The 11962-nt window shown below is 64.7% G+C and carries 5 protein-coding genes; 3 read left to right on the top strand and 2 right to left on the bottom strand.

All coding sequences use genetic code 11. From position 1 onward, the window contains the following. Positions 1-37 precede the first annotated feature (37 nt). From ACCQ12_RS15560 to ACCQ12_RS15550, 3 genes are all read left to right on the top strand, one after another. Complete coding sequence (locus ACCQ12_RS15560; protein ID WP_372382173.1) at positions 38-3505, top strand: glycosyl hydrolase 2 galactose-binding domain-containing protein; 3468 nt, start codon at positions 38-40, stop codon at positions 3503-3505. Positions 3506-3647: 142 nt separating this feature from the next. Then, complete coding sequence (locus ACCQ12_RS15555) at positions 3648-6584, top strand: TonB-dependent receptor (RefSeq protein ID WP_039414212.1); 2937 nt, start codon at positions 3648-3650, stop codon at positions 6582-6584. Positions 6585-7342: 758 nt separating this feature from the next. After that, a complete protein-coding gene (locus tag ACCQ12_RS15550) occupies positions 7343-8974 on the top strand; it encodes a glycoside hydrolase family 6 protein (RefSeq protein ID WP_506191677.1) in 1632 nt (543 codons plus the stop codon). Positions 8975-9356: 382 nt separating this feature from the next. Here the strand turns inward: ACCQ12_RS15550 and ACCQ12_RS15545 are convergent, their stop codons facing one another. Both ACCQ12_RS15545 and ACCQ12_RS15540 read right to left on the bottom strand, forming a co-directional pair. Further along, positions 9357-10409 (bottom strand): LacI family DNA-binding transcriptional regulator, encoded by a 1053-nt coding sequence (locus ACCQ12_RS15545; RefSeq protein ID WP_166749174.1) that lies wholly within the window; start codon positions 10407-10409, stop codon positions 9357-9359. Between the two features lie 52 nt (positions 10410-10461). Next, positions 10462-11880 carry a M28 family peptidase gene (locus ACCQ12_RS15540; RefSeq protein WP_372382172.1) on the bottom strand — a complete coding sequence of 473 codons (1419 nt, stop codon included), beginning with the start codon at positions 11878-11880 and terminating at the stop codon, positions 10462-10464. Positions 11881-11962 lie beyond the last annotated feature (82 nt).

Genomic DNA, 11962 nt, shown 5'->3' with positions numbered 1-11962 from the left:
ACCGTTGCGTGGCAGTAGAGCTTGGGAGAGGCCTCTAATGCTGATGGTTCGCAAGGCGTTCCGCCGTGGAGCGCTGTGGTTGTTGTGTGGTTGCATGAGCTGGACTGCAGTGGAGGCTGCGCCTGCCGATGCGAATCCGCCGGGGCCTTACGATGTCCGCGTGCTCGCGGGCGGGATGGGACTGGCAAAGAAGCTCGCCGCCGATGCACCGCTGCTGGCCGCCAACGCGGACTGGAGCCTGTCGGCGTGGGTACGCCCATCGCGCGCGAGCACCGGGCCGGCCCTGATTGCCGGTGTCGGCGATCCCAAGGATGCAGGCCGCTACTTCGCGATCGATGCCGGCAAGCTCGGCTTCGTGCAGGGTGCCGATAGCGTGCTGCGCAGCAAGCAGGCGCTACGCGCAGGCGAGTGGACGCAGGTGGCCGCCGTCGCCCGTGGCGGGCGTCTGACGCTGTACGCCAACGGCCGCCAGGTTGCCAGCGGTGCCGCCCGGCAACGTGCAGTGGCGCCGGTGCTGATGTTCGGCCCGCGCGAGCAACCGGCCGCCTACACGCAGCATTTCGGTGGCGAGATCGCCGGCTTCACCGCGCAGGCGCAGGCACTGGAAGCGGCCGCCGTCGCGCAGCTGGCCGCACAGACGCCGGACCCGGCGCTGCAGCGCTTCGAGGATGCATCGCCAGCGTGGCAGGTACAGGTCAAGCAGATGGCCGGGCAGGTGGCGCCACAGGCGCCCGCAACATTGCCGCGCAGTGCAGCGGCGTTTTCTGCGCCGGTGGCCAAGCCGGTGCCGAACGCTCCGGCATTGCAGCCGCTGGATGCCGCCGCGTGGCGTGTGGGCGCGTGGCAACTGGCTGCCGCGCCCGATCTCGGGCCCGCCACCGGCGCCACGTTGTCGCGTGGCGACACGGCCGTTGGCGGCGCCTGGCGTGTGGCCACGGTACCGGGCACGGTGCTCACCACGCTGGTCGATCGCGGCGTGTATCCGGATCCGGATATCGGCCTCAACAACATGGCCATTCCCGAATCGCTGAGCCGGCAGGACTGGTGGTACCGCAGCAGTTTCGATCTGCCCGCCGACGCGCAAGGCAAGCGGCTGGAGCTGCTGTTCAACGGCATCAACTATGCCGGCGAAATCTGGGTCAACGGCACGCAGGTCGGGCGCACGCGCGGTGCATTTGCACGCGGTCGCTTCGATGTCAGCAAGCAGCTCAGGCCCGGCCGCAATGTCGTCGCAGTGCGCGTATCGCCACCGCCGCATCCGGGCATTGCGCATGAGCAGTCCATGACCGCAGGCGTCGGCGAAAACGGCGGCGTGCAGGCGCTGGACGGGCCCACCTTCATCGCAAGCGAGGGCTGGGACTGGATTCCGGCCGTGCGCGACCGTAATGCCGGTCTGTGGCAGGACGTGCAGCTGCATGCCACCGGGCCGGTCACCATCGGCGACACCCAGGTGGTCACCGCGCGCCTGGCGCCGGATCACCGCCGCGCCGAGCTCGAAGTCAGCGTGCCGCTGCGCAACGACAGTGCTGCGCCCGTGCAGGGCACCGTGCAGTTGGCCATTGGCGATGTGCGCATCCAGCGCGAGGTCAACGTGCCGGCAGGCGGCACCACGCTCAAGCTCAGCGCCGCCGACACCCCGCAATTGATCATCGCCAACCCGCGCCTGTGGTGGCCCAACGGCTATGGCGAGCCGGCGCTGTACACCCTGCAGGTGGGGGTGGAGGTTGCCGGTGGGCACTCGGACACGCAGCAGTTGCGCTTCGGCATTCGCGAGGTCACCTACGAGTTGTCGCTGTTCGATGAGGATGGCGCGCTGCGGCGGGTGCTGGTGGATTTCAACAAGGCGCGCCTGCGTGGCGAGCGCATTGTGGATGCGCGCCACAGTGCAATCCGTCCCGTGCCCGGTGGCGATGCGCAATCGTTCTATCCCGGTGCCGCCGTGTCGCCGGCGGTCACACCACTGAAGGACGATGCGCTGGCGCCGTACCTGGCCCTGCGCATCAATGGCGTGCGCATCGCCGTCAAGGGCGGCAACTGGGGCATGGACGATTGGCGCAAGCGCGTATCGCGCGAGCGGCTGGAGCCGTACTTCCGGCTGCAGCGCGATGCGCATTTCAATGTGGTGCGCAACTGGGTGGGGCAGAACACCCAGAGCAGCTTCTTCGATCTGGCCGACGAGTACGGCATGCTGGTGCTCAACGACTTCTGGCAGTCCACCCAGAACTACAACATGGAGCCGGCCGACGCGGCGCTGTTCCTGGACAACGCGGCCGAGGTGATCAAGCGCTTCCGCAATCACCCTTCCATCGTGCTGTGGTTCGGCCGCAACGAAGGCGTGCCTGCCCCCATCCTCAACGAAGGCCTGGACAAGCTCGTGGCCGAACTTGACGGCACGCGCTGGTATACCGGCAGTTCCAATCAGGTCAATCTGCAGGGCAGCGGTCCGTACAACTACCGCGAGCCGGTGGGCTACTTCAACGCCTTGGCGCAGGGCTTTTCGGTAGAGGTGGGCACGCCGTCGTTTTCCACCCTGGAGTCGTTCAAGGCCTCGGTCCCGGCAGTGGGCGATCAGTGGCCGATCAGCGATGCCTGGGCGTACCACGACTGGCACCAGTCCGGGAATGGCGACACCGCCAGCTTCATGCGCTCGCTCACCGAAAAGCTTGGTGCGCCCACCAGCCTGGAGGACTTCGAGCGCAAGGCGCAGCTGCTCAACTACGACACCCATCGTGCCATCTTCGAAGGCTTCAACGCGCAGCTGTGGACCAAGAACAGCGGGCGCCTGCTGTGGATGAGCCATCCCGCCTGGCCCAGCAACATGTGGCAGATCTACAGCCACGATTACGACACCCATGCCGCCTACTACGGTGTGCGCAACGCGGCTGAGATGCTGCATGTGCAGATGAACCTGCCGGGTCACGAGGTGGTGGTGGTCAACAACGCCACCGACCCGGTGCGCGGCTTGCGGGTACGGGCGGAGATCTATGGCACCAACGGTGCGCTGCTGCAGCAACGCGAACAAGCGGTCGATGCCGCCGCTGTTGCGGTCTCGGCACCGGTGATGCAGCTGGCGCCGTTGCTCAAGGACACCCACGGGCTGGGCTTTGTGCGCTTGCAGTTGCTTGATCATGATGCGGTGGTGCGTTCGCGCAACTTCTATTGGGTGGCGCGCGATGCGGCTGCCATGCGCGGCCTGGATGCGCTGGCCGCGGTACCGGTGCAGCTCACCACGCGGCTGGAAGACGGCGCAGAGCCGGTGTTGCGTGCCACCGTGCGCAACCCCTCGCAGCAGGTGGCGCTCAACACCAAGTTGACCCTGGTGGATGCGCAAGGCCAACGCATCCTGCCGGCGTACTACAGCGACAACTACCTGAGCCTGGTACCGGGCGAGCAGCGCGAGGTGGAGATCCGCGGGCCATCGGCCGCCACCTTGCGTAACGCCACGCTGCAGGTGCGCGGCTGGAATGTCGAACCCTCAACCGGCGCTGCGAGCGGGCTTCCGTAGCCGCGCCGATACCTTGCCACGCCGTGCGCGCTGCACGGCGTTTGCACTGGCGCGTCAACCGGCGTGCCAGCCAACACCGCAGTGCCCCCCGGCATTGCCATTCGAAACGGTCGTGGATTGTCGTCATCCCTGGGAGGGGACCATGAACAAGCTGCATCGCAGTACCCGCCACACCCCGCTGGCCGCCGCGCTCGCGGTTGCACTCACCCTGGCGGCTGCACAGGCCGCCGCGCAGGACGCCGGTAGCACCCCGGGCGTCACCGAGTTGGACAAGGTCATGGTCAAGGGCGTGCGTGGCGCGCAGGCCGAGGCTATCGAGAACAAGCGCACCGCTGCGCAGATCATCGATTCGATCTCGGCCGAAGACATCGGCAAGCTGCCCGACGTCACCATCACCGACTCGCTGCAGCGCGTGCCTGGCGTCCAGATCCGGCGCTCGGCCGGCGAAGGCTCGCAGCTCAACATCCGCGGCATGCCGCAGGTGCAGACCACCATGAACGGCGAGCTGTATCTGAGCGCCGGTGGCGGCGACCAGTTCGGCCAGCCCAACATCGGTCGCGCGCAGCCGGACTTTGTCGATATTCCGCCGACCTTGTTCAGTGGCGTGGATGTGATCAAGTCGCCCACCGCCGCCGACCTGGATGGCGGCATCAGCGGCACCGTCTCGCTGAAGACGCGTCGCCCGTTCGATCTGCCCGAAGGCTGGACCTTCAGCGGCCAGGCCGAGGGCTCCTACGGCGATCGAGTGCAGGAACTCAACGAACTGTACTCGGGCCTGGCCAGCTTCCGCACCGAGCGCTGGGGCGCCTTGCTGGCGGTGTCGTATTCCGATGCCACGCTGGAGAACAAGCACCCCAGCGTGTATTCCAACGGCGCGCAGAAATCCACCGAGCAGAACGTGGGCTTCGACTTCAATGGCGATGGCCGTATCGGCAGCAATACCGATCCGTCCAACCTGCCGCGCGATTACTTCTACAACTGGGTGGCGACGGAACTGGACAACCGCAGCACCGATCGCCAGCGTACCGGCGTCAACGGCTCGTTCCAGTTCAACATCAACGACTCGTGGACGGTACTGGCCGATGCGGCCTACACCAAGCTCGAAGACCAGGACACCTCGGTGGCCGCGCAGCTGCACACCGGCTGGGCGACCAACCAGTTGCAACCGGGGTCGGTGGTCGATTCCAACGGTGTGCTCGAATACGGCCAGTTCCGCTACAACCGGTTCCAGGCGCACTCGATGGCCGGCGTTGCCGATTCGGATTCGCTCAATACCAATCTGGAACTGCGTTTCGACGATGGCGGCCCGTTCCGTGCATCGTTCCGCTGGGTGCACGGCGATGCGCAGCGCACCTACGACGAAGCGCGTGCCGATGCGGTGGTGACGCGTGGCGACCAGATCACGCGTGCCGGTGGTGTCACCCAATGGGCCAATGCCAATGGCCTGCCCACGGTGGATGCGTCGGTGGATTTCCGTGGCACCTACCCGGCGGTCAACCTCGGCACCGACGTGTCCAACCCGGACAACTGGCAGCTGATGTCCACCTGGGCGCAGGGCAACAAGATCGAAGCGACGATGGACGCCTTCCGCGCCGACGGCACCTTCGAGTTCGATGAAGGCGTGGTGCGCGGCTTCCAGTTCGGCATTCGCTATGGCGAGCGCGAGGTCAAGCTGGACACCTATCGGTACCTGTCGCCGGTGTCCACCAGCTGCGCCGATCCCAACCGTTCGCTGTATTACTTCAAGGACCCGCTGATCGTGGACACCTGCAGCGGTGTCTCGGAAGCGCGCCTGCTGCCGTTCAATTCGATTCCCGGCTACTGGGCGTACTTCAACGACTTCGATCCGCTCAAGGTCACCGGCCTGGGCAGCCAGGGCTTGCCGGCAATCAATCCGCAGGTCATGAAGGACCCGGTGGGCTATCTCAACAGCCTGTACCCAGGCAATGTGGCGTACCAGCAGGCCGCCGACTCGTACAAGGTCACCGAGAAGAGCACCGCGGCGTATTTTCTGGCCAACCTGGAAGGCGGAACCGGCAGTGCGGTGCCGTGGACGGCCAACATCGGCGCACGCATCGTGCAGACCAAGCTGGCGATCGACCAGTACCTGAGCAGCGGCAATGTGTTTATCGGCAACGTGGAATGGAATGGCGTCAGCCCGGCGATCGGGACCAATCGTTTGAACCGTCAGTACACCGACGTGCTGCCCACCGCCAACCTGTCGCTGGACATCACCGACGCGCAGAAGCTGCGCTTTGCCTACAACAAGGCTGTCGCGCGTCAGGACCTGCCCGATCTGGGTCGCGGCCTGGTCAGCTTCTATGCTGTCAACGGCACACCGCCGCGCAACCCGGCGCTGCCCTCCGATGCGGTGCTGTTCCTCAACGGACGCTCGGGTAACCCGGATCTGGATCCGTACCGCGCCACCAACTACAACGCCTCGTGGGAATGGTATTTCTCCGACGCGTCGTTGATCAGCGTGGGTGCCTTCCTGATCGATGTGAAGTCGTTCCCGACCACGGTGACCAACATCGAGCCCCAGCCCGACGCCGATGGCGTGGTGCGGCTGGGCGGCCCGGTGGAGCGCATCGTCAACGGCGGTGGCGGCAAGATCAAGGGTTTCGAAATCGGCTACCAGCAGGCGTTCGACTTCCTGCCGGGCTGGTTGAGCGGGTTCGGCACCAACATCAACTACACCTTCTCCGACGCCGACACCGACAACACCGATATCGAAGGCAATACGTTGCCCATCGGCGACAACTCCAAGCATCAGGCCAACGCGGTGTTGTGGTACCAGAAGGACAAGTTGCAGGCGCGTGTGGCCTATAACTGGCGCAGCAAGCGCTTCAGTCAGGTCAACAGCGGTGCGTGGGGCGATGAGCTGGCCATCTGGAACGACGACGTCGGCTACCTGGACGCCTCCTTCAGTTACGACGTCAACGATCACCTGACGCTGTACGCGCAAGCCACCAACCTCACTGGCGAAAGTGAGCGGCGTTACGCGCAGTGGACCAACCACTATTACGACCAGAACATCTTCGAGCGTCGTTACTACGCCGGCCTGCGTCTGCGCTTCTGATGTGACGGTTTGATGCGATGTACCAATGTGCGACACGGCTCACCCCTGCGCCGTGTCGCACATGGTTTTCTGTTTCTCCCTCTCCAAGCGGTCATTGCGCTTTCTTCCCGTCACCGGTTTACCGGTGTTGCAGTACGCCCGACGGCAAAGTTGGGTACCCTCCCATTCGGCCGCATCGTCGGGAAGCGATGTGGCCGTTTTTTTTGTGCGTAATGGCACATCCATTTGTGTAGTACTGCCTGCTGTTGAAACTCGGTCGCGGGCAGTGGCTGGATCTGTGTGCAACCGCAATGTTTGACGATTGCTTATGCTTGTTATGCAGCGTAGTTTCCGCATGGCGAACCCGACCCCCCGGTTCGCAGGCACAGCGTCCCACGCTGATCGCTCATTCGCTCCCTGGAGATACTCCGCACATCACGGTGGCCAGCATCGCAAGGATGATCGCGTTGCGAGCGCGCTAGCCGCCAAATCCGAGGTCTTGGGTGCTGTCCTCAGAGACAAACAGGCCATTGGCCTGCGTTTCTGCCTGGGCATCATCAACGTAATGCCATGCAAATGCTCTTCGGCGGGACGCCGACGGAGCGTGTTTGAGTGGCTCCAGCTATCTCCGATGGGTGCCCCGACAAAGGAAGAACGCAAGCCAAAGACAGGCAGTGCTGCAGTGAATCGGCATAAACACCATCCAATAAAACCAGGTGAATATCATGAATTCCAGCAAGGGCATCCATCGTCACGTCAAGCGCGCCATGGCGTTATCGCTGTTGGCATTGAACCCGATGGTCGTGGCGACGGTCTGCGCGCAGGCCCACGTCGATAATCCATTCGTTGGTGCCACCGGTTATGTCAATCCGGATTACGCCAAGAAAGTCGATGCATCGATCGCGAAGATAAAGGGCGTTCCGTTGAAGGCCAAGATGGGCGTGGTCAAAACCCTGCCGACCGCAGTGTGGCTGGATCGTATTGCGGCAATCGCCGGTGGTTCGCAAAATGCCGGGCGGCTCGGTCTGAGGGGGCATCTGGATGCGGCGCTGGCGCAGAAAAAGGCCAATACGCCGATTACTGCCAGCTTCGTCATTTACGATCTACCCGGGCGCGATTGCCATGCACTGGCGTCCAACGGTGAATTGCCGCTCACGCCCGCTGCGCTGGAGCGTTACAAGAAAGAATATATCGATGTGATTGCGGCCATCTTTGCCGATCCCAAATACAAAGATATCCGCATCGTCAATGTCATCGAGCCCGACAGCCTGCCCAATCTGGTCACCAATTTGAATGACATGCGCTGCGCGCTTGCCAATTCGACCGGGATCTACGAAGAAGGCATCAAGTACGCGCTCAATAAACTGCACGCGATACCCAATACCTACAATTATCTGGATATCGGCCACTCCGGCTGGCTGGGCTGGGACAGCAACCGCGGTCCGTCCATCTCGCTGTATACCCGGGTGGTGCAGGGGACGAATGCGGGTCTGGCAAGCGTGGATGGCTTTGTCACCAATACCGCCAACACCACGCCGCTGAATGAGCCGAATCTGCCCAATCCCGAGTTGAGCGTGAATGGTCAGCCGATCAAGTCGGCGAAATTCTACGAATGGAATCCGTATTTCGACGAGACCGATTTCACCCAGGCCCTGTACAACGGATTTGTCAGCGCGGGTTGGCCCAGCACGATCGGCTTCATCATCGATACCGGCCGTAACGGCTGGGGGGGTCCGAATCGCTCCACCAGCGCCTTCGGTAGTGACATCAATTCGTACGTCAATACCGGCCGCATCGATCGCCGCCTGCATCGCGGCAACTGGTGCAATCAAAGTGGCGCGGGCATCGGCGCGCTTCCGACCGCCGCGCCGGGCCCGCATCTGGACGCGTATGCCTGGGTCAAGCCGCCGGGCGAGTCCGACGGGTCCAGCACCCTGATTCCGAACAACGAGGGCAAGGGCTTCGACCGCATGTGCGACCCCACGTACACCACGGCCGATGGCGTGTTGACCGGCGCACTTGCCGGTGCGCCGATCTCCGGTGCGTGGTTCCATAACCAGTTCATCGAACTGGTGAACAACGCGTACCCGGTCATCGCAACTGCCAGCACCGCGGTGGCCACCGCGGCACCGGTCGCCGCGCCGAGCGCAACGCGCGGCCTCACCGCCGCCGTCGGCGACAGCCGGGTCAGGCTGAGCTGGTCGCCAGTGGCCGGCGCGACCAGCTACACGGTGCAGCGGCGTGCCGGTGGAGCCGGTGCATTCACTACGGTGGGTGCCAATGTCGCAGCGGCATCGTATGTCGATCAGTCGGTCAGCAATGGCGCCGACTACGACTATGTGGTGACTGCAAACAGCGCGGCAGGAGCGAGCACACCGTCAGCTGTCGTGCGAGCCAAGCCGAACAGGTGATGCGGCAGGCGCACGCAGGGCGCCCGCATCGTCGATCGTGAGGTCTGCGATGGCGTCCACTGCAAGGGTGCTACCGCTGTGTCGCTGATGTTGTGTAAATGTCCCCGGCAGCCACGCGGCTGCCGGGGATACCGCAGATGTGGTTGGCCCATTGCTTCGCTCGATCGGTGGTCTGTCTGCGCATAGACCGAGCAAGAGGCGATACGGATCCAACACCATACCGATTCTGTCTCTATGAGCCACCCGTATCGCACCAATGACGCCTAGCTCGCAAGTTCATAGGCGTGTGTCGCCAGGAAGGCCAGTGCGATGATTCCGGGCAGCAGTATCTTCTTTGATGACATTGCGTCGCTGCGGCGCGCGCGCACTGCCAGTGCAGTGGCTATCCCTTTGGCGGCGCAGCCGTCGAACCGCGTTTGACCAGGGTGTATTTCATCACCTGATGCACCCCGTGGGCGGCATCGCCCTTGCGCCGTTGCCGAATGGCGTCGGCAAGCAACGACACCGCCGCACGGCCCATCGCGGTGACCGGTTGATGCACGGTGGTGAGTTCCGGCCAGATGGTGGTGGCGACCGGTGTGTCGTCGAAGCCGGCCACCGACACGTCTTCGGGCACGCGCAGGCCCAGACCATGCGCCACCGCCACCGCTGCGGCAGCCATGTCGTCGTTGCTGCAAAAGATCGCAGTGGGTGGGTGCGGCTGCGCCAGCAGGCTACGCGCTGCGAGCAGACCGGAGTGGTAGGTAAACAGCCCGTCGGCGATCAACGCGTCGGTGATCGGCAGGCCGGCGGCCTGCAGGCTGTCCAGGTATCCGTTGGCGCGCAGCGCGCTTGGGGTGTGTTTCGGGTCGCCCTTGATCAGCGCGATACGGCGATGCCCGAGCTCGATCAGGTGCGCGACGATGGCGCGTGCGGCCTGATAGTCGTCGATGCGCACCGAGCTGATTTGTGCCATTGGCGCGCCGCTGGCCACGGCCACCACCGGGATGCCGCGCGCATCCAGTTCGGCAATGGTCTGCCGCGAATCGCACAGTGGCGGCGGCAGGATCACCCCATCCACGCCGGCGGCGAGCAGGCGCTCGGTCGCTGCACGCTGGCTGCGGATGGCGCCGCATTTTTCCACCAGCACCTGGCTGCCATTGAGGCTGCTCTGTTCGAGCAGCCCGAGCATGAATTGATTGAGGTAGGCCGCACTGGGATTGCTGTACAGCACGCCGATGCGCAACAGGCCGCTGGTACGCAGCGAGCGGCCTGCAAGATTGGGGCGGTAGCCCAGCGCCTGCACCGACGCTTCCACGCGCGTGCGCATGTCCTGGCCGACATGCGGATGCCGGTTGATCACGCGCGATGCGGTCATCGGCGACACGCCTGCATGTTTGGCGACGTCCAGCAACGTCGCCGCGTTGTTTGCACTGCGTTGCCGCTTGGCCACCATCGTGTGTGCTCGTCCTGGAGTAGAAACGCCAACGCCGTGCTGCGTTCCCAGATTACTCGTTCGGCGGTTGCACAGACTTTGCGCGGCTGCCGAAATCGCCATCTGCCTCGGCTGCCAGATAGGCGAACACGGTGTAGGCGGCCACGTTCTGCGCGAGCGCCTTCGGGTCGATCTTGTCCAGCGTGTCGTCGGCGGTGTGGTGCAGGTCGAAGTAATCGGTGCCGTCCTGCGCCAGCCACGCCCAGGCGCCGCCCTTGGCGGAGATCGGCCCCACATCCGGACCGGGACCGCCCTTGTCCGGCGCATACGCGATGCCCAGTGGTGCCAGCACCTCGGCAATCTGCTTGGTCGCGGCACGCGAGTCGTCCGGGGCGGCAGAGCCGGTGTTGAACGCATAGATGCGCCCGGCGCCGAAGTCGCTCTCTGCGCCAATCTGATGCAGCGCCAGGTCCTTGGCATCCCTGCCGTGCGCGGCGGCATACGCCTTGCCGCCGTACAGGCCTTGCTCCTCGTTGGCAAAGGCCACGACACGAATCGTGCGCTTGGGTGCCTGCTTGAGCTGGCCGATCAGGTGGCCGGCAGCCATGGTGATCGCCACGCCGGCGCCGTCGTCGATCGCACCGGTGCCCAGATCCCACGAATCCAGATGCCCGCCGATCACCACCACTTCCTTGGGCTTGCTGCGCCCGGTGATCTCGCCGATGACGTTGTACGAGGTGGCCGTGCCGTCCCAGCCGCAGTCCAGCGCCAGCCGCAGGCGCGTCGTGCCCAGCGCAGCGAGGCGAGCCAGTTGGTTGGCATCGGGTACCGACAGCGCCGCGGCCGGCACCGGCGTCAGACCCTCATCGAAACGGGTGATGCCGGTATGCGGCACCCGGTGCGAGTCGGTGCCGGCCGAGCGCATCACAAATCCAATTGCGCCCTTGCGAATCGCTTCCGACGGCCCTTTGCTGCGCACGGCACCGCCATTGCCGTAATCCTTGCCGTCGCGCGCCTTGACCATCTGGTAATCGACGAATGCGATCTTGCCGGCCAGCGATCCGGCCGGCGCGGCCTGCAGTGCGGCCAGGTTTTCAAACCGCACCACCTCGCCTTCGACCGTGCCGCCGGGGCTGCCGCCCAGCGCGGTCACGGTCAGTGGCTGCGCGTGCGCGCCGACGACCGCCGCATGTTCGCTGCGGCGTTCCCACTTGGGAAAGCTCACCGGCTCGGTCCACACCTCGTCGAAGCCCAGCGACTGGAACTTGGCCTTGGCCCAGGCCACCGCACGCGGATCTGCTTCGCCGCCGGCAATACGCGGGCCTACTTCGGTGGTGAGCGATTGCACCACTGCAAAGCCGGTGTCATCGGCCAGTGCCTGCTCGCGCAACTGCGCCGCGGTGCGCAATGCGCTGTCGGGAATGCTGGTCTGTGCGGCGAGCGCGCAGGAGCAGGCGAGTAGGGCAGAGATGGCAACAGCGAGGCGACGCATGCAGGACGCTCCAACGACGAGGGGACCCTGAGCTTATCAGCGCAAGGTCCCCGGTCGGCGTGCGAAAAGTCATCCCTGCGCG

The sequence above is a fragment of the Xanthomonas sp. NCPPB 1068 genome (genome assembly GCF_041479385.2).
Taxonomy (GTDB): domain Bacteria; phylum Pseudomonadota; class Gammaproteobacteria; order Xanthomonadales; family Xanthomonadaceae; genus Xanthomonas; species Xanthomonas cannabis.
The sequence above is the reverse complement of the archived record's forward strand: the minus strand, read 5'-3'. Positions and strand labels throughout refer to the sequence as shown.